The 25186-nt window shown below is 40.4% G+C and carries 21 protein-coding genes; 4 read left to right on the plus strand and 17 right to left on the minus strand.

Annotation, left to right across the window (positions count from 1 at the left end; genetic code table 11):
• Positions 1-143 precede the first annotated feature (143 nt).
• Positions 144-1643 carry a tagaturonate reductase gene (locus BM398_RS02090; protein WP_092336200.1) on the minus strand — a complete coding sequence of 500 codons (1500 nt, stop codon included), beginning with the start codon at positions 1641-1643 and terminating at the stop codon, positions 144-146.
• A 246-nt stretch (positions 1644-1889) separates the two neighbouring features.
• Between BM398_RS02090 and BM398_RS02095 the strand changes: the two genes are divergently transcribed.
• Entirely contained in the window at positions 1890-2840 is a 951-nt protein-coding gene (locus BM398_RS02095) for an SGNH/GDSL hydrolase family protein (RefSeq protein WP_175531799.1), read from the plus strand.
• Between the two features lie 682 nt (positions 2841-3522).
• Here the strand turns inward: BM398_RS02095 and BM398_RS02100 are convergent.
• Genes BM398_RS02100 through BM398_RS02120 form a run of 5 tightly spaced genes read right to left on the minus strand, consistent with a single transcriptional unit; the run spans position 3523 to position 9589 of the window.
• Positions 3523-4491, minus strand: a complete 969-nt coding sequence (locus tag BM398_RS02100; RefSeq protein ID WP_092336202.1) for a carbohydrate kinase family protein — start codon at positions 4489-4491, stop codon at positions 3523-3525.
• Positions 4492-4493: 2 nt separating this feature from the next.
• On the minus strand, positions 4494-5972 hold the full coding sequence (locus BM398_RS02105; RefSeq protein WP_092336203.1) for a glycoside hydrolase family 32 protein: 1479 nt from the start codon (positions 5970-5972) through the stop codon (positions 4494-4496).
• Between the two features lie 59 nt (positions 5973-6031).
• Complete coding sequence (locus tag BM398_RS02110; protein WP_092336204.1) at positions 6032-7690, minus strand: ABC transporter substrate-binding protein; 1659 nt, start codon at positions 7688-7690, stop codon at positions 6032-6034.
• 51 nt (positions 7691-7741) lie between these two features.
• Complete coding sequence (locus tag BM398_RS02115; protein WP_092336205.1) at positions 7742-8656, minus strand: carbohydrate ABC transporter permease; 915 nt, start codon at positions 8654-8656, stop codon at positions 7742-7744.
• A 12-nt stretch (positions 8657-8668) separates the two neighbouring features.
• Positions 8669-9589, minus strand: coding sequence for an ABC transporter permease (locus BM398_RS02120; RefSeq protein ID WP_092336206.1), 921 nt, complete (start codon positions 9587-9589; stop codon positions 8669-8671).
• 213 nt (positions 9590-9802) lie between these two features.
• Here BM398_RS02120 and BM398_RS02125 point away from each other — a divergent pair, with 213 nt between their 5' ends.
• Positions 9803-10861: a LacI family DNA-binding transcriptional regulator gene (locus BM398_RS02125; RefSeq protein WP_092336207.1), complete on the plus strand. Its 1059-nt coding sequence runs from the start codon at positions 9803-9805 to the stop codon at positions 10859-10861.
• A 120-nt stretch (positions 10862-10981) separates the two neighbouring features.
• On the opposite strand, the gene BM398_RS02130 is transcribed toward BM398_RS02125, so the two are convergent.
• Positions 10982-11185 carry a PspC domain-containing protein gene (locus BM398_RS02130; protein ID WP_092336208.1) on the minus strand — a complete coding sequence of 68 codons (204 nt, stop codon included), beginning with the start codon at positions 11183-11185 and terminating at the stop codon, positions 10982-10984.
• Between the two features lie 251 nt (positions 11186-11436).
• Here BM398_RS02130 and BM398_RS02135 point away from each other — a divergent pair, with 251 nt between their 5' ends.
• A complete protein-coding gene (locus tag BM398_RS02135; RefSeq protein ID WP_092336209.1) occupies positions 11437-13212 on the plus strand; it encodes an Rqc2 family fibronectin-binding protein in 1776 nt (591 codons plus the stop codon).
• An 82-nt stretch (positions 13213-13294) separates the two neighbouring features.
• Here BM398_RS02135 and BM398_RS02140 read toward each other — a convergent pair whose 3' ends face one another.
• The 3 genes from BM398_RS02140 to BM398_RS02150 are packed head-to-tail and all read right to left on the minus strand — an operon-like array spanning position 13295 to position 15478.
• Positions 13295-13912: a hypothetical protein gene (locus tag BM398_RS02140; RefSeq protein ID WP_092336210.1), complete on the minus strand. Its 618-nt coding sequence runs from the start codon at positions 13910-13912 to the stop codon at positions 13295-13297.
• Between the two features lie 32 nt (positions 13913-13944).
• Positions 13945-14385: a hypothetical protein gene (locus BM398_RS02145; protein WP_092336211.1), complete on the minus strand. Its 441-nt coding sequence runs from the start codon at positions 14383-14385 to the stop codon at positions 13945-13947.
• Positions 14378-15478, minus strand: coding sequence for a hypothetical protein (locus tag BM398_RS02150; RefSeq protein WP_092336212.1), 1101 nt, complete (start codon positions 15476-15478; stop codon positions 14378-14380). Before BM398_RS02150 ends, BM398_RS02145 begins: the two co-directional genes overlap by 8 nt.
• A 271-nt stretch (positions 15479-15749) precedes the next feature.
• Here BM398_RS02150 and BM398_RS02155 point away from each other — a divergent pair, with 271 nt between their 5' ends.
• Positions 15750-16298: a hypothetical protein gene (locus BM398_RS02155; RefSeq protein ID WP_092336213.1), complete on the plus strand. Its 549-nt coding sequence runs from the start codon at positions 15750-15752 to the stop codon at positions 16296-16298.
• A gap of 78 nt (positions 16299-16376) precedes the next feature.
• Here the strand turns inward: BM398_RS02155 and BM398_RS02160 are convergent, their stop codons facing one another.
• From BM398_RS02160 to BM398_RS02190, 7 genes are all read right to left on the minus strand, one after another.
• On the minus strand, positions 16377-17813 hold the full coding sequence (locus BM398_RS02160) for a radical SAM/SPASM domain-containing protein (protein ID WP_092336214.1): 1437 nt from the start codon (positions 17811-17813) through the stop codon (positions 16377-16379).
• Between the two features lie 50 nt (positions 17814-17863).
• Entirely contained in the window at positions 17864-18811 is a 948-nt protein-coding gene (locus BM398_RS02165; protein ID WP_092336215.1) for a hypothetical protein, read from the minus strand.
• A 184-nt stretch (positions 18812-18995) separates the two neighbouring features.
• The gene (locus BM398_RS02170; RefSeq protein ID WP_092336216.1) at positions 18996-19544 is read right to left on the minus strand and encodes a 3'-5' exonuclease family protein; all 549 of its coding nucleotides are present in this window, start codon (positions 19542-19544) and stop codon (positions 18996-18998) included.
• A 75-nt stretch (positions 19545-19619) separates the two neighbouring features.
• Positions 19620-21266, minus strand: a complete 1647-nt coding sequence (locus BM398_RS02175; RefSeq protein WP_092336217.1) for a putative polysaccharide biosynthesis protein — start codon at positions 21264-21266, stop codon at positions 19620-19622.
• Positions 21267-21275: 9 nt separating this feature from the next.
• On the minus strand, positions 21276-22721 hold the full coding sequence (gene glgA / locus BM398_RS02180; protein WP_092336218.1) for a glycogen synthase GlgA: 1446 nt from the start codon (positions 22719-22721) through the stop codon (positions 21276-21278).
• Positions 22721-23815: a tryptophan--tRNA ligase gene (gene trpS / locus BM398_RS02185; protein WP_026655083.1), complete on the minus strand. Its 1095-nt coding sequence runs from the start codon at positions 23813-23815 to the stop codon at positions 22721-22723. The genes glgA and trpS overlap by 1 nt, the downstream gene beginning before the upstream one ends.
• Before the next feature lie 52 nt (positions 23816-23867).
• Positions 23868-25070, minus strand: coding sequence for a cobalt-precorrin-5B (C(1))-methyltransferase (locus tag BM398_RS02190; RefSeq protein ID WP_092336219.1), 1203 nt, complete (start codon positions 25068-25070; stop codon positions 23868-23870).
• Between the last annotated feature and the right edge of the window lie 116 nt (positions 25071-25186).

A 25186-nucleotide genomic window follows, 5' to 3' on the forward strand; every position in this document is an offset into this window, starting at 1 on the left:
TGCAAACCGCCCATTTTTACAGCACAAAAGACTTACTTTCCTCCCATGCATCTGCAATGAGAGTATTGTAAGTCTTCATGCCGATAGATACTATGTCATATATACAAATAATTGATAATAAGCAAATTAAATTATATTAACTCTTACAGACAGCTCGCATAAGCAGCTTCAGCGCCTTCTGTGCGGATCTTAGTAAGATACTTCGTAACAGCTTCCGTAAGTCCTTCTATATCATTAAGATCTCTGCCCCACATATCGGTATTTCCAAGAACTTTTTTTACAAGTTCCTCTGCAGAGTCGTTTCTGTGTTCGTAGTAAAACTCCAGCGCCCACCTGTCATCGCTGACAGTGTAGGTATTGCCTGCAGGTCTTTTGCATATAAGCCCTGCATCCGTAAGCTCAGATATATCATTTGAATAAAAAGCAATATATGCCGCAAGCGACATTGTAAGGCAAACCGGAAGCTTGCCGTTTTTCTCAATATATTGAATAAATGAAGGCATATTTCTTGCTCTCCACTTACTTGTTGAGTTAAGAGATATTGACATAAGCTCATGATCTACAAAAGGATTATTAAAGCGATCCTTTACCGCACTTGCAAAAATATCAAGATCTTCTTTATCAAGATGGTCCACAAGAGTCGGAATAACCTCGTCATTTAGCATCTTATTCATAAAGCCTGCAATGGTCTCATTCTGCATACAGTCTCTTACGATATTCTGTCCCGCAAGATACGCGCCGAGCACAAAACCTGTGTGAGCTCCGTTAAGGATGCGGACCTTACGGTGTTTATACGGCATAACATCAGGAACTACGTGCACATTTACTCCCGCCTTCTTAAAAGGAAGTCTGTCTTCAAGTTCCTTAGGCCCTTCAATTATCCAGACACCAAAGATTTCTCCGACATCAATGAGCTCATCGCGATAGCCGTTTTCAGCTTCAAGCTTCTCTACTTCTTTTGCATCGCGGATGCGTCCCGGAACAATCCTGTCTACGAGAGTCGAACAGAAAATGTTCTCATCGTTCACCCAAGCCTTGAACTCCTCGCCGAGGTTCCACTGATCGATATAGCTGTTCACGCACTTAAGAAGCTCTTTTCCGTTATTGTCGATAAGTTCGCATGAAAGAACGACCACGCCTTTCTTACCTGCTTTGAACCTTGTATAAAGAACCTGTGTGAGCTTTCCCGGAAAGCTACTTGCCGGAACATCTTCAAAATTACATGAAGGATCGTAAGCAATTCCCGCTTCTGTTGTATTTGAAACGATGATGTCAAGAGAATCGCTCGCAGCAATCTCCATCATCTTGTCGAAATCACTCTTTTCATAAGGATTGAGGCAACAGTCAACCGCAGAGATAACTCTCTTAAGATCGACCTTCTCTCCGTTCTCGCTTCCTCTAAGATACAGAGTGTAAAGCCCTTCCTGATCGTTAATAAGCTTCGTAAGCCCCTGCGCGATTGGCTGAACCAGCGCCACCTTGCCGTTAAATCCGGCCTTCTCATTACTTATATCAAAAAAATAATCAACAAATGCCCTAAGAAAGTTTCCTTCTCCAAACTGAAGAACCTTAATCCCGGCATCTTTTTGCACAAATCCTGTATAACCCGATTTCGCCAAAACCTCATAGTTTAATTGTTCCATTTCCCATAACCTCCGCAATGTAAGCGCTTACATATCAAAGTCGCAAGCATTTATTTCATTTACAGTTATATCATATAATGTAAGCTCTTACAAGAAATAAATTATAAAAAACAAAAATCACCATATTTAGGACAAAAAATTTTTAAACCACTTATTTTTTTATCAAAGATTGTCCGCTATAATTGAACTACATGTTGCTTATGAGAAGGGGCCGCATGTATTGTTTTTATTTTGGAGGTTATGGCAATGATTTTTACAAATGAAGAATTAAAAAAGATCTATTACGGCGCTTATGAGTTCGAGGAGACTGATGATGGCTATCTTCAGGCTTTCCAGTATTCCAAGAAACAGATTAAATATTTTAAAGGCGCGTTTGAGATGTGGTATGAGAGGTGCACCGCATCAACCGCAAAAACTCTTGAGTTCACTACATCTGCAACTAAACTCTCGTTTGATTACAAGATCATATGGAAAGGCTCTCCCGATTCCTTCGAGCTCTTAGTTGACGGATTTGTGACCGGAATCAAGTATGTAAAAGATATCATGGATGTCGGAACGATCGAATGGGAACTTCCCGAAGGCGAAAAGAATGTAGTTATCTATCTTCCGGCAGATGCCACGGCCTTGATCAAAAACTTCACGATAGATGCCGATGTTGTACCCGCCGTTAAAGGCAAAAAAGTATTGTGGCTCGGCGATTCCATCACTCAGGGCTACGGCCCCTTAAGATCATCCAACACTTATGTCAGTGTTGCCAACAGGATTCTAAATTACAACATCCTTAACCAGGGTATCGGCGGATATATATATGATAAGAATTCACTCATGAAAATGGACGGCTATACGCCGGACAAGATTATCGTTGCACTTGGAACCAATCAATACGGCGACAAAACTATGACTAAGGTTAAAAAATATTACGAGACTTTGACAAGTATATATGGCAATGAAATCCCCATTCTTTGTATAACACCTCTATGGAGGGGTGATCATATCGACGAATTGCCAAAGCTTTATTCTTTCTGTGAAAAAGTCAGGGATATCGCCGGACAGTATAAAAACGTAAAGATCATCGACGGAATGAAAATGGTACCGCATTTTCCCGAGTACTTCCTGGATAATCTTCACCCCAATTGCCTTGGATGTGAGGTGTACGGAAGAAATCTTGCGGCGGAGATTGAGAGAATCGGTTTTTGATTTCTAATCTGATTTCTTACTACAGATGTTTTTAATTTACGAATAAAAAAGAGAGTGCAACGGATATCTCTCCGCTTGCAACTCTCTTTTTAATTATTTTACTCTATCACTGGCATTTTTCTAAATAATCTTGTCCTGTAGTATGCACTACATCATACACCTCAACATCAGGTAGGTATTCATGTATTTCTTTACATATTGCATCCTTATCGTGTTCCGGCCAAAAATCCATTACAATCTGCTCTGCATTCTTATAATCTTTCAAGAACTCGAACACTCGCCCTCCCATGAAATTTCTTAAGATCATATTTCTCGTCAGTAACCGCATAACCAACTGAATCTGTTCCAATATCTAATCCTACGTAATACCGTTTGTTCGTTTGCATATTCTTGACAAGCCTCCTTGTTGAAGATATTATGATTATGTAGTTTGTAGAACCCTATGAATTTACACTGCGAGTTCAAATAAAAGTTTACTCAAATCACCGACTCAGTTCGGCTGCACAGTGTGTGCATTATGATGCCTAGAATATATTAAATATTCTAGGTTTTTCTTTTATTGTTATATTATACATTAGTTATTGTTCTTTCGCACGCTGCTCGCAACTTATTCCCACAATAAAAAGGAGCATGTCACAGACAGCTCCTAATTTATGTTTTCATATTTTATACAAACAACAGCTTACACGGAACAAAGCGCCATAATTTCTTCTTTGGCAGGCATGACGGAAAGCGCGCCTTTTCTGGTAGTTATGATAGATGCTGCCGCATTGGCAAAATCCAGACACTCCTTTAGGTCTTCTTCCTTCATATCTTCCATGCCATGTTTCAGAATGAAATCTATGGCACAGGCGCAAAATGTATCCCCTGCACCGGTGGTCTCTATTGTTTTTGGATTTCTGTATCCGGGCATCTTCACTTCCATATCGCCACAAAAAGCAATACTTCCCTCTGCACCCAGTGTTGCAAAAACAACTTCTATTCCGTATTCATCACGGATTTTTTTCGCCCCTTTTCGAACATCGTTCTCTCCGGTAAACAAAGTTACTTCGTTATCCGAAATCTTAAGAATATCGCAGACTTCAAATCCATACTTCATTGCCTCGATTGCTTCTTCTACAGAATTCCAAAGAGGTTCCCTGTAATTCGGATCAAAAGAGATCAGGAGATTATTTTTCTTTGCAATCTCAACCGCTACCTTTGTTGCGCTTTTTGATGGTTCATTCGTCATGGAAAGTGTTCCGAAATGGAACAGTCTTGCACTTTCAAAAATGCAGGATGCTTTCTCTACTTCTTCTGCAGTAAGCATCATATCGGCTCCCGGCTTTCTGTAAAAAGAGAAATCCCTGTCTCCGTTCGGAAGCTTATTTACAAAAGCCAGAGTTGTAGGAATATCCTTATCCTCATAAAGGAATGTTGCATCAATGCCCTGCTTTTCTATTCTATCCTTAAGCATCTTCCCGAAAAAATCCGCTCCGACTTTGCCTATAAAAGCCGTGTCGTTTCCAAGATTCTGAAGCATAGACAGTACGTTACAAGGAGCGCCTCCCGGATTAGCCTCAAAAAGAGGATTTCCACGATCACTCATTCCGCAGTCGGTAAAATCAATCAGTAATTCTCCAAGTGCAACAACATCTCTTTTTTCCATCATCATTACCTCTTAAGCTCGTGCATGGTAACATCCATAAGTAGTTCACCAAAAGCCTTGAAACTTATTCCTTCGGCTCTGATATCTGTGTATATTCCCATGGACATTACCTGCTCACCATCGTTAATAAACAGCTCCATACTGTATCTGTCCAGTATAAGGCGAAGCGTGATCTCTCCTTTGTTATCAGAAACACGACATCTTCTTTGATGAACAACAGCTCTCCTGCTGCCGGAATGCTTTCTGTCAATCTTTACTATGGATTCTTCCGGATTGAACGCAATCTTTGAATACGCCTTGCCATTATCAGCAAATTTTATCTCAAACTTTTTGTATGACAGATTAGCACCGGTGCTCTTAACCTTAACGGTCATATCAACACAACGTCCCTCAATACTTGAAAGCGAACAGCTGTCTGTAATAAGCACACTCTTTCTGCTTATTCTTTTACCATAATAGTTTACTATTTCCGATATAGGTTTCTGCAAAAGCCTGCCGGCTCTTATAGCGATTTCTCTCGGAAAACTCATCTGTCCAAACCACGGGAAATCATCGCGTCTTATTCCGCAAGTATCCCAGTTCTGGAGCCACCCGATCATTATTCTGCGTCCATCCTTTGTCAGGATTGTCTGCGGAGCATAGAAATCTATGCCATAATCTATTGCCTGACAGTTTTCCTCAGAGAATATACCCTCTTTGCCAAGTGTTCCGATAACACATATCGTCCCATTACCATTGTGGAACTCAAGTTCCTCGGGAAGCATATCCTGCGGACTTGCCATAAGCACCTGTTTGCCATCGAGATTAAAGTAATCAGGGCACTCCCACATAGCGCCAAATCTGTTATTGTTTTTTATAACAACCTTTTCATAATTCCAGTTTATACCATCTTCACTTGAATACTGAAGGATCTGTCCATCTCCGTCTGCAGTCTTATTTCCGACAACAATATGGTACATGCCGTTTTCCTTCCATATCTTTGGATCTCGGAAGTCATATTTTCCGGCTCCCTCAGGAAGACTTTCGCTCTTGATAACAGGATTATTTTTATATTTTACATAGTCCTTGCCATCTCCGAATGCAATACACTGAGTTTGGATATCATGCCAATTTCCATCTTCATCCTCTTCCCTGCGCACGCCGGTATACACAAGCATCTGTTTTCCATCTTCCATCTCAATAGCACTTCCAGAAAAGCATCCGTCTGTGTCATATTCTTCATCCGGAGCAATAGCTGCAGGAAGATAATCCCATGTCAAAAGGTCCTCACTGACTGCATGTCCCCAATGCATGGGTCCCCACTCAGTCTTGTAGGGATTATACTGATAAAACATATGATATTTTCCATTATAAAAGCTAAATCCGTTGGGATCGTTCATCCAACCGCATCTTGGAATAAGATGAAAAAGAGGCCTGAGTTCTTCAGCTATAGTCTTTTCTTTTTTGCTCTCATATTCTCTTGCTTTATCCAATAATTCACTCATTGTATTTCCTCACTTGCCAAAAATTTTAATGGGGAGGAAACTCCTCCCCATCCCCTTAATTATTTATAAAACTCATCCAGATACTTCTGATAAATTGAAAGATAATCCTCAAGCCCATACGCATCAACCTGCTTAACATATGAATTCCAGTCAGCATCGGTCAAACCGTTCATAACAAAGTTACTTCTGCTGGAATTTATATAGGAAATAAGATCCTGCTGAATAGTAGTAAGTTTCTCAGTGTCTTCAGCCGTCATGAATACGTTAGGATATACGTACTTGCACTTCATGTCATTTGTGTAGTACTCCTTAATCCAATCAAGACGATACTGTGCATCATCGGGACATGTGACATATACACCGTAATACTCATCCAAAATTGCAAGAGGTCCACCCACACACTCTGCTTCACGTACTTCGACAGGAGAAGCTTCGCCGAGAGCAGCGTGCTTTAACATTTTGTCACCGTTTGCATTTGTAGAGAGTTCAAAGATATCAAACTCATCATCCTCGCCATAGGTTCCCCAGTTATTCTGAGGTGACTGGAAAGGATCGTACATAAGATCGAGCCATGCACATACAAATGCAGGATTGTCACATTTTGCCGTAACAACACATCTGCCGCGATCAAAACCTGAAGTAAACGAAGCATTCATTGGTGTTACGTTTCTTGTGTCGGCTTCAAGTGCTGCAAGAGGAACATAATCCTCAAGATTGTCGATGTTTGCCACGTCCCATGTGAAGCAGACTCCATATCTGTGTGATTTACCCTTTGCAACATATGTTGACCAGTCCTGTGTAAAGCACTCAGGATCGATAAGTCCTTCTTCATAGAGCTTGTGCAACCACTCAAATCCTTTTCTGAATCCTTCTGTGATCGCTGTACAGATAACCTTCTTGTCATCGGTTACTGCAATATGCTGTCCGACATCGTTGTCACCGTATCCCTCGCCAAAACCATTGATCAAAAGGCTGGGATCATTATCATTCATGATGCATGACATAGGAATGATGTCACCATCTATTCCGAACTCAGCCTGCAACTCAGACGCATGCTCTTTGAATGCAATAAGCACTTTTTCAAACTCATCAACCGTTGTAGGTGCTGAAAGATTAAGAAAATCAAGCCACTTCTTGTTGATATAAGTAAAGTTGTTACCAACGGTCTGGATTGCAGTCTTTTCCGAGCCAAGCTGCTCTATCCAGGGAAGCGCCCAGATGTGACCGTTTGAGTCCTCACACATTGCGCGGTACTCAGGATGCTTATCAAACACCGCTTTAAGATTAGGCATATAATTATCAATGTACTCCTCAACAGGAATGATAACTCCCTGATCGGCGTATCTTATTAGATCCGAATTACTAAAGCCCGCGTTGAATACAAAATCCGTAAGTGCATTCTTGTTTGCCATGTTGAGCTGGATCTTGTCCCCCCATTGATCGCTTGAAATTGCAGTCCAGTCTACATGTACATTTGTTTCTTCCTCAAGTCTCTTAAAGATTGTCCTGTTATTGGGTTCCGACTCAGTTCCCGAAGGATAGCTGATGGTTCCTGTAATAGTAACCTTCTCCTGAAGAGGGAAGCTGAGCTTGTCCGCTGACACCGATGCAGAATTACTTCCTGCACCCGCTGCTTTCTGCCCGCACCCTACAAGTGCACCTGCCGTCAAAGAAAACGCAAGTGCTGTTGACAGTAACTTAGTTGTTGTCTTTTTCATTTACCTCTCCTTTTTTGCTCTAAAACTATAATCAACCCCATTGGGATAGACTTACCCTTTTACAGACCCAATCATAATTCCCGAATCGAAGTACTTCTGAAAAAATGGATACATAACCAAAAGCGGTAAACTTGAAATTATTATTGTTGCATATTTTAACAGTTCTGCCAGTTGTGCCCTCTGAGCAGTACTCTGCATGTCGGCGATCATTCCGGGATCAGGCTCATTCTGGATAAGGATTGCCCTAAGAACCAACTGCAAAGGTTGTTTATTTGCAGAATTGAGGTAGATCATTGCATCAAAGTAACTGTTCCACATTCCGACGAACTGCCACAGTATCAAAACTGCTATAAGAGGTGTACACACCGGTAACAGTATCTTGAAGAAAAATACCAGCTCATCAGCCCCATCCACATCCGCAGCTTCACGAAGCTCATTAGGTATTCCCCTATAATAGGTCCTTGCAATGATCATGTTCCATACACTGAAGGAACCCGGAAGGATGACTGCCCACATACTGTCGAGAAGTCCCATATTGCTGATCAAAAGATATGTAGGAATCAGTCCGCCACCAAAAAACATTGTTATGATAAAAATCGCATTAAAGAATTTTCTTCCTTTAAAATCATCCCTTGACATAGGATAAGCACACAAAAGCGTTATAAATACCGAAATCACACTGAACAGAACCGAGTAAAGCACGGCATTTCCAAAACCGATCCAAATCTGTGAATTAGTCATTACCCTCTTATATGCTGTCAAAGTCCACTTACCGGGTTCAAAGACAATGCCCCTGTTCTGAAGAGTTATTGGATCCATAAAGGAAGCTATAACGATGTAAACAACAGGTCCGATAATTGCAAGAACAAAAAGTCCCAGCAGTATATACCCGATTAAAAGAAAAATCTTATCCCCGAGTGATGCTCTTGCAAACTCGCTCTTTTTTAATGTAACTGCATTAGACATCTCCGTTCCTCCTTATAATCCCTGTCCGTCATTGAGCTTTTCTACCACCTTGTTTACAGCTATCAGCAATATTACGTTAATGATGGTATTAAAAAGCCCCACCGCGGTGGAATAACTGTAATCTCCATTTAGAAGACCTTTTTTGTATACATATGTGGCTATGATCTCTGATGAGGAAAGATTCATGTCTGACTGGAGTGCATAAGCTTTTTCAAATCCGATGCTCATAATGTTGCCGGCCTGAAGAATGAACTGAATGACCACCATGTCTTTGATTGCCGGCCATTCAACCGCCTTGATCTGCTGCCATATATTGGCTCCGTCAATCTGTGCGGCTTCCTTGAGTTCTTTGCTGGCATTTGACAGAGCGGCTGTATACATTATCGAAGCCCAACCTGCTCCCTGCCATATTCCGCTTGCTATGTAGATAGGTCTGAAGGCTTTAGGGATGGTGAGGAAATTTATACCCGTTCCAAGCATCATATTTAAAGGGCCTGTAACAGAAAGAAGTATTCGCACCATACCGCAGAGCACTATGACTGAAATGAAATTTGGCATATACAGTACCAGCTGTATCTTCTGCTTGATCTTGCTGCTTGCTATCCTGTTAAGAAGAAGTGCAAGTATGATCGGCATAGGGAATCCCCATAAAAGGCCATACACACTAAGTTTTAACGTATTTACAAGATATTGCATAAAGTCCGGGGATGATAAGAATTGTTGAAAATACTTTAATCCCACCCATTCACTTCCAAGTATTCCTTTAAAGGGATTGTACTTTTGAAAAGCAATCAATATTCCACCCATTGGAAGATATTTGAATATGATTGTCAATAAAAGAGCAGGTCCCAGAAAGAATACATACAACTGCCAGTGTTGTTTTACATATACAAAGGTATTATGCAATTTATTGACCCTTGTTTTGGCGTTCATACTGCCTTCCTCCTAAATTATTTTTACATTTGTGCATTTTGTTTTGCATATGTAAAATATAGCATCGGAATTTGTAACTGTCAATACGATATTTTTACATTTGTAAAATTTAATATGTCATTTGACACACTCATTTTTACATTTTATAATGAGCATGTGTCAAACGTAACATTCTGATACAATTTATTCTATAATCTAAATACGGAGATTATTATGGCTACGAAAGTAACACTACAAGATATTGCCGATGCTCTCGGCGTTTCAAGAAATACAGTATCAAAAGCTATCAACAATACAGGAGTTCTGGCTGATTCCACCAGGCAAAAGGTCTTGGAAAAAGCTATTGAAATGGGCTATAAGCAGTTTTCATATGCCAGTTCGGTTACCGATATAAAGAACCCTTCTTTTTTACAGCAAAAAGCTGCAGGAGAGATAGCTCTTTTCACCGGATCATTCCTTAACAACTCACATTTTGCATCCACCATGCTTGATAAGTTCCAACATGAGATATCTCTTTTTGGATACAGTTTGTCAATGCATCGGGTTGACGAGAACAATTTCAATGATATGACTCTTCCGATTTCTTACAGACCGGAGAACACAAAAGGCATTGTCTGTATCGAAATGTTCAATCATCCCTACTGTGAAATGTTGTGTCAATTGGACCTTCCGGTTCTAATGATAGACGCTCCCGTTGCAAGCTACTGGAAGCCACTTAACGCAGATATACTGTTGATGGACAATTCATCAAGTATTTTTTCTGTCATAAATGATATGAGTAAAAAGGGAATAACCAAGATAGGATTTGTAGGACAAGTCACTCATTGCCGTTCTTTCTATGAGCGATTCATGGCCTTCAGAGAGGCTCTGTATATCAACAACCTCTCTTTTGAAGAAAAGTATTGTCTGACGGAAGTCCATCCTCACGGCTTAGAATACAAAGAATACTTATTCAAAGCGCTTGAGAAACTGGAAGAGTTGCCGGAAATGTTTATCTGCGCGAACGATTTTGTCGCAATAGACCTCATCTACGGTCTAAGAAAGCTGGGAATAGAATGTCCGCGTGATATTAAGCTGTTTGGTTTTGATGATTCGCCCGAATCCAAAATCATGACACCTCCATTATCAACAAGCCACATTCACAGTCAAATAATCGGTTACTCTGCTGCCAACATGATACTTTCGAGAATACAGCAACCGGACCTCAATTACAGAATAACATACACTGAAACCGACCTGATCGTCAGAGAATCAACCGTCACAGAGAACTGATCATCACTATTTTATACTACATCTATTATCTCACACCGAACTATATTACGCTTAATTTTATTTGATATTTTTACAAAAAAAGAGGCTGTCACACGACAGTCTCTTTAACTCTATGATTGATCATCCTCTGCTTATATAATCCGGCTTATCGTCCATAATGATTGCTGCAATAATGTATATCAATAATCCGCTTCCGTATGTAAGTGCAAGTATCGCATAAACGAGGCGAACTATTGTGGGATCAATTCCGAAAAACTCTGCAAGTCCACCACATACACCACAGATCTTTCGGTCATTGCTTTTATAAATTCTCTTTTTTTCCATAACCTTTTCTCCTTTTATATTTGTGCTGTAGGCTCACTAAAATGATACACAAAAGAGCTTTTCGCAACAATGTTTTTATTTCGTTTGGTATGAACTTATTATATGGTTAATAAACGTAATAATACATATTTGTTTAGAGGAAATGAGCGTTGTTATTTCTCTTTTTTGACAAATTAAAACAATTTTGACAGACATTCACACGGCTAGTAGACTATACAATATATTATCGACTATAAAACACGGAGTTAAAAATGGCATTTGACGGTATAACCATAGCAAATATAACTAAAGATATGAGCGATCTTCTTACCGGAGGAAGGGTCTACAAGATTGCTCAGACAGAGAGCGACGAACTTCTCATCACGGTCAAGCTCTCCTACGAAAACACTGACAAATACGGGATAAAGCAGGCTAAGATGATCATGTCTGCCGACGCTTCTCTTCCGCTTATCTATATGACGGACGAAACGAAGCCATCGCCCATGACCGCGCCGAATTTCTGTATGCTTTTAAGAAAGCACATTCAGAATGGACGAATCATTTCCGTAACTCAGCCCGGACTTGAACGAATTATCCGTTTTGAGATCGAGCACCTTGATGAAATGGGCGATCTTAGACACAAAGTTCTCCTCATCGAGATTATGGGCAAATACAGCAACATAATCTTCACCGACGAGGACAATGTGATAATTGACAGTATCAAGCATATTCCGGCATCTGTCAGCTCGGTAAGAGAAGTCCTTCCGGGCCGCGAGTATTTCGTTCCTTCGCAGGATAAGATGAATCCTCTCGAGACAAGCGCAGATGAATTCTCAGCCGTTGTCCTAAGCAAGGGTGTTCCTGTATTCAAGGCAATTTATCAAGGCTACACAGGTCTTTCGCCCGTCATTTCTCAGGAGATTTGTAAAAGAGCAAACATCGATTCCGACAAGTCCGCGATAGCGCTCGATACATCCGAATCCATAGCGCTTTACAGAGCTTTTTCCGAGATCGTTGATATGGTAAAAAACGGCGAATTTACGCCCGAGATCATCTATGAAGGAAACTCGCCCAAAGAGTACTCTTCTATCCCGCTTACCATGTACAAGGACGCACCGGGATTTTCCGCAGTTGCCCAGAACAGTATCTCTGAGCTCATCAGCAAGTACTATGCAGAAAAGAACGTCGTTACAAGGATCAGACAAAAGTCAGTCGACCTAAGGAAAATAGTCCAGACTGCGCTTGAAAGAAACGTTCGTAAGTACGACCTTCAGACCAAGCAAATGCTCGACTGCGACAAAAAAGACAAGTACAGAATTTACGGTGAACTCCTCACGGTCTACGGCTACAGCGCAGAGCCGGGCGCCGATAAGATCACTGTCAACGATTACAACACGGGAAAAGACATAACGATCACACTTGACCCTACTCTGACTCCAAACCAGAATGCCAAGAAGTATTTTGATAAATATACGAAACTTAAGAGAACCGCTGAAGCTCTTGAAGAGCAGCTAAAAGAATCTAAAGAAGCGATTGAGCAGCTTGAATCAATAGAGAGCGCTCTTGAAATTGCAGAAAAAGAAGCCGACCTCGCCCAGATAAGGCAAGAACTCCACGAGAGCGGCTACATAAAATCAGGATTTGGAAAGAGCGGCCGCAAAGAAAAGATAACAAGCAAGCCCTTCCACTATCAGTCCAGCGACGGCTTTGATATCTATGTCGGAAAAAATAATATCCAGAACGATGAACTCACCTTCAAAACCGCAAATGGCGGCGACTGGTGGTTCCACGCCAAGAAGATACCGGGATCTCACGTTGTCCTCATAACAAAAGGCAAAGAAGTTCCCGACAGAACATTCGAGGAAGCTGCTGCCCTTGCAGCCTACTACTCAAAAGGAAAAGTTCAGGAGAAAGTTGAGATTGACTACTTAAAGCGCAAAGACGTAAAGAAACCGAACGGCTCAAAGCCCGGCTTCGTAGTTTATTACACCAACTATTCGCTGTCGATTTCACCGGATATATCCGCTCTTAAACTTATTAGTGATTAAAAATATAAGCACCTTCAAGGACGCCCAATGTCCTCTAAGGTGCTTATTTTAATTTCATAATATTTTTTCAAACGAATCAAAATTACCAGTCTGAGCCCCAATCTGTATATCCCGAATCCCAGCTGTCAGAGCCCCAATCACTGTAACTGTTATTGTCATAATTATTGTAGTTGTAATCATTGTAATAATAGTTATCTGAGCCGCTACCATGACTTCTGCTCTTCGAATTGAACCTGGCTCCAAGCACAACTAATAACAAAAATAATAAATATATAATACCGGCAACAATTTTACCGCCATGTCTATGCCAAAAGTCCGATCTTTTTGCATTTGCGGAATATGGTGAGGAAAAACTCACGCCTGCATATGGATTATCATTACTCGTATTTCCGCTTGGAACATCTCCGGCGTAATAATGCTGTTTCTGATTGACAATCTCTTTCTGAAGCCTGTCGTAAAGCTCGCCTACCGCGAACGCTTCATCATATCCTCTGTAACGGATGGCTCTGTTACCATCATCCTTGTTCTTATAGACTATAAACTCGCCATTTCCTTCATCCTTATAAATACCGAAGGCTTTGGGTTCCTTATAATTCTCTCCGATAAAAAATCTTGTCTTTTCCGAAGTAAAACCATTCTTTTCGCAATATTCTTTTAATTCTTCAATAGTCTTTGGCTTAGCGCCGCTTATGAGATTCATTACCATTCTCCTAAACTTTAACCAATTTATTTTTAATCTTCCTTAGAAAAATACAATTCCACAATATCTTTTATATTCTTTTTTCTAGGAGATTGATACAAGACAAAACTGCCTTTATACAACGCATCCGGATCTATATAGTATATTGATTCTTTATCCCAGTATTTATATATAGTATTAGACTTATCTAAATCACTAACGCAATACCTACCGCCTTCTGAATCTTCTACAGTCAAATCGAAATCAGTTTCATTCCAGTATTCAATCAGCTCAAGCACTTCCTGGCCATTTACAGGTTCTTGAAGATATTTTTCATATTTCTTTTGAGCTGCTGAATATTTCTCATCAAAAGCTGTGTCATCAGATGCAGAGGAAAAAGAACATCCGGATATGAGCGGTAATATAATAACTACAAGTATAATAAGTAAATTAGCAAAAGAAATGTTAGTAGCACAAGTATATTTTTTAATCATTGCAACTACCGATTACTGTATAATCATCCTCATCAAATATCAGTAATGTATTATTAATCCAATTAAAGGATAATTGATCCTTGTTTCTATTTTTATCAATAGAATAAATGACTTCCTCTTTTTTATCATTAAGATTTTTTCTAATAACTTTTCCTTTTCTATAAAGGTAAATTTGTTTATCTTTATATCCAATTATCAGAGTTTTACTTCCTTTGGTCTCATATAATATATTGCTTTTTTGTGTGTTGATATCAAATTCAAAAAGCGCTGAACCTTTTAAGTTCTGTGGCTTTAATAAATTTTTAGGGCATAGTCCATTTTTCCACTCAGTAAATTGAACTATCCCAATAACTTTTTCATCTTCAACCAAGAAATCATTATACAAACCTGAATCCAAAGCATTTTTGTTTGTCAAGGCATCAATATCACCATTTATGCCATCTAACGAATAACTGTAGTTTGCTTCACCAATATTCTTAGTAAATGTCACTGATTTACCATTTTCTAAAGGTATTATCTCTGAAGATCCATAATTATTTAAGTTGTTCAGCTCAGGTTTGACTATCTCACTTAGTTGAAATGTTGAATTAGCTTCATCAAGGTTATAATAGTGCGGTGTATCATTATCATCCTTTTTATTAATCCCAACAATCATTCCGGTTCCTGTACGGATTAGATAGATACTGCCTGATACTTCAGTTATAATTTGATTCTCACCTGAATTGTTATTGTGATGATATAAGAAACTTGTTTCATTATCATTCTTGTTTTCATTAACTATAATAAATAAATCATTATCATTGCCATAGTAATCAGTAATTCTTTTATTGCCGGCAGTGTTATTATCTAATGCAAAAACTTCATGCTCTTCTGAAGATTTAATATCATATTTTGATATCTTTGAATAAACAAATCCATCCTCGTTTTTTACATAATGGTAATATGAATTATTATAATCATTGTTTGGCCCAAACGATGTAACGAAAGAAACATAATTTGATTTTTTTGAATCGTTGCCTTCAAAAATACATCCTGAAACGGTAATTAAAACAAAAATTAGAGTAGCAAATAATAATCTTTTTATGTTTTTCAACCTAATTTATTCTCTCCTTCATTATAATCTCCGAGAACACTATTAACTTCACGTTTGCTATTTCAGTCTGTAATCTTCTTATGAGTCTTTCTTGTTTCTTTTTAAAGTAATAATTAACATTTTATCATGTATGGTATCCATTATCAACCTTAATTCGTCATCCGGGTATTCTTGCCAAACCTGCACTGCTATGCGGTATGTTAACTAAAATTTATCTTTTCATACACCTCTTGATATAATAATACAAATATTAACCCTTAGGAGTACGAAATTGAAAAATATTATAATAAAAGGCAGTATAATCGTTGCAATCATTGTGCTTTATATGATAAAACGTTCCGGATTCGCCGAGCCGGATTTCGATACCGGTATCCCGCAGGAAGTAACATATACAGAGGATGCAATCAATGTTTCCGGAAAGCAGATTTCTGTTCTGGATAAGATAGATACAACACTCTCCTCTTTGAATGATGAACCCAAAGATGTCTTTAAGGCCAAAAATAGCGGTGTATATACATATAGTGATCTGGGACTTGAGATAGAAACATTCAAGATCAAATGGACTGAATATCCGTTGCATTTTTTTATTAATAAAGAGGGCATCACATCATACAGAAACATTGGAGTCGGGAATACCAAAGACCAAGTCTACGAAGCCTATGGTCTTCCCGCTTATCAAAATGAGGATCATTCTGAAACATATACTTTCAGCAACTGTATTGTCCAATTTCGCTACAATGATAATGATATAGTTGAATCCTTTTATATCGAAAACACAGATACTCGCTTAAGAATGAATCACTATTGGAAAATAGATTAGTCACAGCACATAAAAAGGCAGCCTTTTTCATTTCTATTCTATGAAAAAGACTGCCTTTCTTTTATTTATTGCATATCATCACATCTTACCGTCTGTCATGTACCTCAGATCCTGGATCAGGTTCATATCACGGCCACCCGTCAAAGCAACTGCTTCGCGCATGATGCGAATACCTTCATCCTTCTGCCCAAGCCTGAACAACGCAAGAGCACGACCGCCCATGGCGTAAGTATTATTGCTGTCCATCTCGAGCGCCTTGTTATTTGCTTCAAGGCAGGATTCATAGTTTCCGCACATAAATTCGCTATAGCCTATTGCGCTATACACATCTGCATTTTCGGGATCCAGCTCTTTTGTCCGTTTAAGAGCAAAAGATGCTTCCTGATAATCTCCCTGCTGTATAAGCGAATCGGCAAGTCTGCGTAATGCAGCGGCATTGTCGCACTTGGAATACTTTGTTTCTTTTTTCTTGAGAGAAAGATTGTATGCGCAATACTCGTTCTCCTCGTATATACTGCCCTTCATCGTGAGTCTTGTATTCGGACAGCCTCCGAGACACTTTGAGCCATAGACACAGGTTTTGCATGAGCCGGAAAGTTTTTCTTTTGTCAGCTGGCGCCTCCATAAGAATGCATTTTCATCTTCCCATATCTCACGAAGTTTTCTCTTACGGATATTCCCTTCAATAAACTCTTTTGAGCGAATTGAAGTACATCCCAAAATATCTCCGTTATGCAATATACCAAAGCCGCGAACTCCCGCATTGCAGCCATCCCACAAAGAATGTCTGTCAAATCCGAAAGATATACGCCTTGTTTCAAGATCTTTTTTCGAATAATAACCGATACAATCGGCAGGGTATATTCGAATTCTTCCCTCTTTTGCCGTGTTATAGCAAAAATCGATGACATCATTGACCTGTTTCGGCTCAAGCACCCAGTCAGGGCGTTCCTTAAGATTTCCCATGGGTAGACCAAGCTGTACCTGCCATGTCTTAACTCCCATGCCGATTAATTCTTCTTTAAGGTCCGAAAGAATTTCTATATTTTTCTTAGTTATGGTTGTGACAGCGCCGGTCTCTATCCCAAGTTCCGTCATTGCATGAAATGCATTACGAGCGTGTTCAAAAGCTCCTTCTTTTCTTACACTGTCATGTATCTCCGGCGTACCGTCGATACTTATTGCAACTGTAGATATCCCACTGTCTTTGAGTCTTTTTGCCATATCTGTATCAAGAAGCCAGCCGTTGGTAATGATATTTACCTTAACACCATTACCGGAAAGTCTTTTCACCAGATCCGGTGTATCCTTTCTTGTAAGCGGCTCTCCTCCTGACAAGGTTATCCATCTCAGCCCAAGCTCCGCGATCTGATCGCATAGGTCAAGAGCTTCCATTGTGCTAAGTTCTCCTGGGAGCGCACCCGCGCAAGACGAGCCGCAATGGCCACAACGCATGTTGCATCCCATCGTAACCTCCCAGACTGCTGTAACCGGTTTATATTCAATATGTGCCATTTCTTTTTCTTAACCTCCAAACCGCCGATGGGCATTATGTATTCAATTTGTTAGCAGAAATAACCATATTTCATCATTGCATTCTGTGCATTGCAGTTATATCCGTAAGCAACTGCTGAATTCTGAATATTGCACGGATAACCATATTTAAGCGTTGCATCCTGTGCGCCGCAAGGATATCCATATTTAAGTACCGGTGTATCTCCGCACGGATAACCATACTTGAGTACCGGAGCGTCTCCGCAAGGGTATCCATATTTAAGTGCAGGTGTGTCTCCGCATGGATAGCCATACTTAAGAACCGGTTCTCCGCATGGATAGCCGTATTTAACGCCAGTTGCCACATCTTCCGCTCCACACGGATATCCATACTTAAGCGTTGCATCTTCTACTCCGCAAGGATATCCGTACTTCATAAGTGTTGCATCCTGTGTACCGCAAGGGTATCCGTATTTTACAGCAGTCGCATCATTTGCACCGCATGTATAGCCATACTTCACATTGGTGTTAGTTGCATCCTGTACCCCACACGGATATCCATATTTAAGTGTAGGAGTATCGGCCGAATCACACGCATATCCGTACTTAAGAAGCGGATCCTGTGCTCCGAGCACATATCCGTAAGGAATTGCAGCATTGCTGATACTTCTTAGCATTGCATCATTATTCTCGCTATATTTAGCGAATTCATCTGAATCACTGGGAACAACTGAGATTGAAACATTATGTTTCTGATCTGTTGCAGACAAGTTAGTGAAATTCATCATTGTAAATTCAATTTCAGCTTTCTTATCTGTTTCAGAAACAGCAACGAACCAAAACTTCTGAATAATAGGCGCAACCGTGTTAGGTGACTGAACCTTTTCCGTTTCGATATTTAACAATACTACGCCTTTCGGTAGACCTGTCAGGCACCATCCGTATGCTGTAGAACCAAGCATTGACTGAAGCCCAACCGAGAATGATTTTCCCTGAAATACTACCATTTCGTTTGCCATAAGAACCCCCTTCCATCTAGTTGGAATTTTTAGTTGACGTTGCCGACGTCTTGCCTTGACGCTTTAAAAAGGCAACGTATTACACCAGTAAATACCTATACTTAAAATTATGGGGGATGCTCTTTTTTATGTCAATAAAAAGTCGGGATATAGACAACTTTATTGGTCTACATCCCGACAACACTCACAGCACCGGATACTTCTCTATACCGTATTTTAGATAGCGCATGATTCTAAGCTCATCGACCGCATCCGTCAACGCATTGTGAAACTCTTCATATCCAGCCTCACCGAACATATGGAGAATATTCTCGACCCTGTATCCACTCTTTAAACGTCCGGTCGAGCAACACGGCGCCTCAGGCGGAATCTTAGGATTATGCTGCTTATAAGCTGCGAGCTTTAATATATCATGCCAACTATACTCTTTTAACTCCGGTAACACTCTGGCATCGAACGATGCATTATATGCGAATATCGATTTTATGCCAAAAGAATTCAGATAATCCTTTATGGCATTAACAGCGCTTTTGCGATCCAGCATCTGCGGAGTCTTTCCCTTGATATTAAGCGCGTATGAGTACATCCCGCCAACTTTGGCAGCTTCCTCAATGATAATGTATGTATTGTCCAAGGCCACAAATTGCTCATCTTCCGCAATCACTATCCCCACTGACATTACAACATTCTTCCAGTTTGTTTCCGTGTCTATTACTGCAAATCTTTCAGCCATTATAATTTGTCCAATCCTTATATGAAAAATCCTCATGGCATCTCAACAACGTCATAAGGATTTTTATTATCTTAGTTATAATAATTTGATTTTCTCAAGTGCCTTAACCAGGCTTCTTCCCTTGGGGAACTTGAGGATATCCTCTCTTGCTGCGCCTCCGATCTTTATGAGTACGGCAAAGTAAACAAATATAGCAACAAGTATAGATACTCCCGCACAGATAAGATTAAGCCAGTACGCTCCTTCAATAATTCCGCCCAAAAGTGCTGATAATGCCGCATACAAGAAATATGCCACAATTCCCATAACTGCCGACGCAATCGAAGGTAAAACGTATGTCTTCTTTACGTCTATCGGAATATCTGTACCTTTATTCATAGAGATATTATTAAACACGCACATCAGGAATGAATATATGATCGTAACGATACAAAGCGCTTCGCCGGTCAAATCTGTAAAGATAAGAAGTAACACCAATACCACAGTCTGAATCACAAGAGCTATGGCTGCATTTGTCACAGGCGCCTTCAATCTGCCCATTCCCTGAAGAACAGCGTTGGTAACCGTAGAAATAGAATAAAATACAACGGTGATAGCAACAAGTGCAAGATAAAATGACGCTTCATCAAGTGATTTCCTGTATGGGAACAATATCATCATTACAGGCCTTGCAAGAGCAAAAAATCCGACAGCACAAGGAATGGATATCATCATCATTACTCTCATTACACCTGCAACCGTATCTGCCGCATCTTTTTTATCGCCTTTAGCAAAAGCGGTTGATATCTCAGGCATAACTGCTGCTGCAGCCGCAGACGCAAACGCAATCGGAATACTTGTCATAACGATTGCCTTACCTGTAAAAATACCATATATACTTGCAACAACATCCTCATCCATTTTCTTTATATCCATGAGGACATAATTAAAAAACTTAGCGTTAAGAAAAGCTGAAAGATTGTAGATGCACGTGCTGAGTATAATAGGTGTTACAACTGTGATTATTAGTTTAAATGCCTCTACATCTGATAATTCAGGCCCGTTATCACTTTCCATTTTTTCACTAAAAATCTTTTTATTTGAAAAATAAACAACGATCATGAAAACGAGTGCTGATACTACACCGGCTCCCGTACCAAGCGAACTTCCGATTGCACCGTAGACCGCTCTCTTTGTAGCATTTCCGGTTCCGGCGATATTGGTAAGTATATATGCTCCCGAAACACTCACAATCGCATTCAGTATCTGTTCAAGAAGCTGCGAAACAGATGTAGGGATCATTGTTCTGTGCGCCTGGAAATATCCTCTGAGCACTCCCAAAAATCCAAACAGGAAAACCGTTGGCGCAAAGAAACGAAGAACTATTGCAGAATTTCTTTTTGCAATCATGTCTGCTCCAAAGAAAAGAATCAGACTGCCAATGCCGCCCATAACTGCAACATAAATAAGCGCACACTTAAAAATCTTGTGCGCACTCTTATATTCATTAAGCGCCAATTTACCTGAAATAATTTTTGATATAGCAGAAGGAATGCTGTACGCCGAAATCATAAGAATTATGATATAAGCCTGATATGCAAATCCATAATAGCCGTTACCTTCATCGCCTATGATGCCTGTAAGAGGGCTTCTGTACAAAAATCCTATTATTCTCGATATTATGCCGGCGATTGCCAATATGCCCGCCTGCTTAAATAAATTTTTTTTTGAATCTTCACTCATAACTATAAATCATGGCCTGAGCCAATCGTACATCTCCTGATATTTTTCCGCTGAAACCTTCCATGAGAAATCAACAGCCATTGCACGGTCGATCATCTTGTTCCACTCGCGCTTTCCGTCGTAGAATACGCTCTCCGCTTCACGGATCGTGGCAAGCATCTCATGGGCGTTGTAATTAAGGAAACCAAATCCTGTGCCCGTTCCCTCGAATTTGTTATAAGGCTCGACCGTATCAATAAGTCCGCCTGTCTGTCTTACAATGGGAATGGTTCCGTATCTGAGAGCCATGAGCTGTGAAAGTCCGCAGGGCTCAAAAAGTGACGGCATAAGGAATGCATCACAAGCAGCATAGATCTTGTGAGACATCGGCTCAGAATAGTAAATATTTGCAGAAACCTTGTCATCATACTTCCAGTCAAAATGACGGAACGAATTCTCGTACTGCTCATCTCCCGTTCCCAGAACAACGAGCTCAACTGCATCCTGACAGAGTTCGTCAAGAACACAGTTAATAAGATCAAAGCCCTTCTGGTCGGTAAGTCTTGAAACGATACCGATCATCATGCACTTTTCATCTGCCTTAAGTCCGAGCTCTTTTTGAAGCTCTTTCTTATTCTTGTACTTCTCTTTGCGGAAATTGATCGAATTATATCTGTATGGAATAAATTCATCCGTCTCGGGATTGAATTCATCATAGTCTATTCCGTTTACAATGCCGCGAAGATCTCCTGCGCGCGCCCTTAAAAGCCCGTCAAGATTCTCACCGTAGAACTCCGTCTTGATTTCTTCGGCATACGCATTACTAACCGTAGTGATGGCATCGGAATAAACAATACCGCCTTTAAGAAGATCGGCGTCCTTAAAGAGTCCGAGCTTATCGGGAGTGAAATAATAATCGGGAAGGCCTGTAATATCACGAACCGTCTTAATGTCCCATTTTCCCTGGAACTTAAGATTATGGATCGTCATAATAGCCTTGATTCCCCTGTAGAACTCACTTCCCTGAAATCTCTCTTTGAGATAAACGGGAACAAGCCCCGTCTGCCAGTCATGGCAATGAATAATATCCGGTCTGAAATCGATGACCGGAAGGATTGAGAGCGCAGCCTTCGAAAAGAATGCGTACTTCTCAATCTCAAAAACAGTGTCGTCACTGTAAGGTTTCATTCCGTTGAAATAAAACTCATTGTCGACGAAATAATATTTTATCCCGTCAACCTCTGACCTGAATATGCCCACATACTCGTTCTTCCAATGGAAATCCATATAGAAGTTGGAGACATATTCCATCCTATCCTTCATCTGCTGGCTTATACACTTATAGAGCGGCAAAATAACGCGAACATCAAAGTATCGCCTGTCGATATTCTTAGGCAAAGAGCCTACAACATCGGCAAGTCCGCCGGTCTTGATAAAAGGTACTCCTTCAGATGCAATAAACAGGATATTTTTCATCAGTCACCAATCTCCTCATACTTTGCAGATTGCATAGCAATAAGTTCTTTGTCATCAAAATAATTGATTCTCATTGCGCTCTTTACGTCCTCAAGAGTCTTGGCAGCAGTCTCTTTTGCAATCTCACTGCCCTTTCTGAGAACATCATAAACATAAGGGATATCCTTCTGGAATTCTTTTCTCCTGTTGCGAATAGGCTCAAGCTCTGCCTGAAGTACATTGTTGAGGAACTTCTTAACCTTAACGTCGCCAAGTCCGCCTCTTGAATAATGATCCTTGAGCTCCTGAAGATTGTTGTACTCAGGAAGGAACTCAGCAAAGTGCTCATCCTTGGCAAATGCATCAAGATAGATAAATACAGGATTTCCTTCAACCTGTCCGGGATCTTCCACTCTCAAATGATTGGGATCCGTAAACATGCTCATAACCTTCTTCTTGATAGAATCGGGCTCCTCAGAAAGATAAATGCAGTTTCCGAGCGACTTACTCATCTTTGCCTTTCCGTCTATGCCGGGAAGACGCAGACATGCAGCATTATCGGGCAAAAGAATCTCAGGCTCAACCAAAGCTTCTCCGTATGTTGAATTAAACTTTCTTACAATCTCTTTGCACTGCTCGATCATAGGCTCCTGGTCTTCTCCAACAGGAACAACCGTTGCCTTAAACGCAGTAATATCAGCAGCCTGGCTGATAGGATATGTAAAGAATCCAACAGGAATACTTGTTCCGAAATTCCTCATCTGAAGTTCGGTCTTAACCGTAGGATTTCTCTGAAGTCTTGATACGGTAACGAGGTTCATGTAATAAAATGAAAGCTCTGTAAGCTCCGGTATCTGTGACTGGATGAAAAGATTTGACTTTGCAGGATCAAGTCCCACAGAAAGGTAATCCAGCGCAACCTCTATAATATTCTGACGTACTTTTTCCGGATTGTCGGCGTTATCTGTAAGTGCCTGAGCATCCGCTATCATAATAAAAATCTTGTCAAATTCGCCGGAGTTCTGAAGTTCAACTCTTCTTCTAAGTGATCCCACATAGTGTCCTACGTGAAGCTTACCTGTCGGGCGATCTCCGGTCAAAATAATCTTGCTCATCAGTGTATTTCTCCTAAACCTCTAATTATTTTTGGATAAAAAATATGATACTCTATTTTAACTTAAGTGACAATGCATATTGCTCCTGCGAAACCTTTACAAGAACATTCCTTGTGTCGGCCGTCGCACCTAAAAGCCCGAATTCCTCAGAGAAAAGAGCTACTCCGAACCTTATCCTGCCGTTGCAACGTCTTGCAACAGCTTCGTTTATCTTAGCCATTATGCTTGCCATTACTCTGTCTCGAAGGCCCCAGGTATTAAGAAGCGCCAAAATCTCATCACATGTGGTGCATCCCATAACCGTCCTAACCTGGCTTGATGTGCCTCCGACAATCGCCGTATGAGCGGCAAAGATTTCTCTTCTTCCGTCAGATGCATAAGAATTGGTATTCATGATACCAGCAGCCATTTTCACAAGCTTTCCAACATTTCCTACTAGAAGAAGATTTTCTACTCCCGCTTCGCATGCCGCATCTATGGCACTTCCGGGAAAATTGAAACAATTTATCGCAGTCTTAAGCGATACGTGTATTCCTTCATATATCTTGTCCGCACAGTAATCTCCGGGAGAAACAAGAATACTCTTAACTCCCATCTCGATCTGTTCACGGATCTGATTCTCAATAGAACCTGCAATGTCCCTCTGATGAACGCTCGATATGGTTCCATAATTTCCCATGATACCGATACCGCCCATAAACGCGCTAAGCGCATTGTTTTGCTTTGCAGCTATCATCATTCCTTCGGGACAACTTACTGTTATTAAAAGAGGCTGTGCTCCATCCGAAATTTCGCACACACCCGCAACCGCATCAAAAATAAGCTTTCTTGCATCTTTTTCGATACTAGCCTGACCTTTTCTTGCAGGAGGTGCGTCGACAGACGCTATTCCGATACCCTCGCCCGCATAAAGGAAAAGATTGCCGTATCTGACATCCATAAATGCCCTGCTGTCAACTTTTCTAAAATCGGTCACCTTCGAAACACTTACGTGTATATCAGCTTTTTCCCTGATATCAGGTGCCATGCCGCCTTCCATTACCGCATAGAAATGGGCCTCATTACGTGTGCATTTGTCAGCATCTTTATAAACCTCGATAGTTCTGGTATTCCCTTCATGCTGTATCGTCACATATTCATAGTCAAATTTAAACAAAAGACTCGCCGCTGCCGCTCTTGCCGCCGCTGCTGCGCAATCCCCCGTTGTCAACGGACTAATTATAAGTCCCGAATCTCTTGCATCAAACCTGTCCATATACACCTTCCTCACAAAAAACTCTTAATCATCATTAATTATACATTATTTCGCTATATCATAAAGCAAATAATAATTTACAATATTCCGTATATTAATTATTTATTATTTCGACT

Source organism: Butyrivibrio sp. M55 (genome assembly GCF_900116865.1).
Taxonomy (GTDB): domain Bacteria; phylum Bacillota; class Clostridia; order Lachnospirales; family Lachnospiraceae; genus Butyrivibrio.

What these genes read in the sequence shown, in the direction of transcription:
- trpS (WP_026655083.1), bottom strand. Translation starts at nt 23,815, where the DNA reads ATGAGCAAGATTATTTTGACCGGAGATCGCCCGACAGGTAAGCTTCAC.
- BM398_RS02095 (WP_175531799.1), top strand. Translation starts at nt 1,890, where the DNA reads ATGATTTTTACAAATGAAGAATTAAAAAAGATCTATTACGGCGCTTAT.
- BM398_RS02100 (WP_092336202.1), bottom strand. Translation starts at nt 4,491, where the DNA reads ATGATGGAAAAAAGAGATGTTGTTGCACTTGGAGAATTACTGATTGAT.
- BM398_RS02190 (WP_092336219.1), bottom strand. Translation starts at nt 25,070, where the DNA reads ATGGACAGGTTTGATGCAAGAGATTCGGGACTTATAATTAGTCCGTTG.
- BM398_RS02130 (WP_092336208.1), bottom strand. Translation starts at nt 11,185, where the DNA reads ATGGAAAAAAAGAGAATTTATAAAAGCAATGACCGAAAGATCTGTGGT.
- BM398_RS02090 (WP_092336200.1), bottom strand. Translation starts at nt 1,643, where the DNA reads ATGGAACAATTAAACTATGAGGTTTTGGCGAAATCGGGTTATACAGGA.
- BM398_RS02140 (WP_092336210.1), bottom strand. Translation starts at nt 13,912, where the DNA reads ATGAATCTCATAAGCGGCGCTAAGCCAAAGACTATTGAAGAATTAAAA.
- glgA (WP_092336218.1), bottom strand. Translation starts at nt 22,721, where the DNA reads ATGAAAAATATCCTGTTTATTGCATCTGAAGGAGTACCTTTTATCAAG.
- BM398_RS02135 (WP_092336209.1), top strand. Translation starts at nt 11,437, where the DNA reads ATGGCATTTGACGGTATAACCATAGCAAATATAACTAAAGATATGAGC.
- BM398_RS02160 (WP_092336214.1), bottom strand. Translation starts at nt 17,813, where the DNA reads ATGGCACATATTGAATATAAACCGGTTACAGCAGTCTGGGAGGTTACG.
- BM398_RS02170 (WP_092336216.1), bottom strand. Translation starts at nt 19,544, where the DNA reads ATGGCTGAAAGATTTGCAGTAATAGACACGGAAACAAACTGGAAGAAT.
- BM398_RS02145 (WP_092336211.1), bottom strand. Translation starts at nt 14,385, where the DNA reads ATGATTAAAAAATATACTTGTGCTACTAACATTTCTTTTGCTAATTTA.
- BM398_RS02105 (WP_092336203.1), bottom strand. Translation starts at nt 5,972, where the DNA reads ATGAGTGAATTATTGGATAAAGCAAGAGAATATGAGAGCAAAAAAGAA.
- BM398_RS02175 (WP_092336217.1), bottom strand. Translation starts at nt 21,266, where the DNA reads ATGAGTGAAGATTCAAAAAAAAATTTATTTAAGCAGGCGGGCATATTG.
- BM398_RS02110 (WP_092336204.1), bottom strand. Translation starts at nt 7,690, where the DNA reads ATGAAAAAGACAACAACTAAGTTACTGTCAACAGCACTTGCGTTTTCT.
- BM398_RS02165 (WP_092336215.1), bottom strand. Translation starts at nt 18,811, where the DNA reads ATGGCAAACGAAATGGTAGTATTTCAGGGAAAATCATTCTCGGTTGGG.
- BM398_RS02115 (WP_092336205.1), bottom strand. Translation starts at nt 8,656, where the DNA reads ATGTCTAATGCAGTTACATTAAAAAAGAGCGAGTTTGCAAGAGCATCA.
- BM398_RS02125 (WP_092336207.1), top strand. Translation starts at nt 9,803, where the DNA reads ATGGCTACGAAAGTAACACTACAAGATATTGCCGATGCTCTCGGCGTT.
- BM398_RS02120 (WP_092336206.1), bottom strand. Translation starts at nt 9,589, where the DNA reads ATGAACGCCAAAACAAGGGTCAATAAATTGCATAATACCTTTGTATAT.